The 245-nt window shown below is 51.0% G+C and carries 1 pseudogene; it reads left to right on the forward strand.

The features are described 5' to 3' along the window. Positions 1-245 (forward strand): annotated as a pseudogene (locus tag Q4563_RS21810) (UDP-N-acetylmuramate dehydrogenase); the annotation flags it as partial.

Raw genomic sequence — 245 nt, forward strand, 5'->3', positions numbered from 1 at the left:
GGCTGGAAAATCTGGCACTGATTCCCGGTACTGTTGGTGCCGCGCCGGTACAGAATATTGGTGCTTATGGCGTGGAAGTCGCTGAATTGATCGAGCAGGTTGAAGGCTTTCAGATCAGTACGCGGCAGTGGCGTATTCTCTCCCGTCAGGCCTGCCGGTTTGATTATCGGGATTCCATTTTTCGCCATGAACTGGCCAATGATTTTATTGTTGTACGGGTGGTGTTTGCACTCAAGCGACAGTTT

The organism is Gilvimarinus sp. 1_MG-2023, from assembly GCF_030548285.1.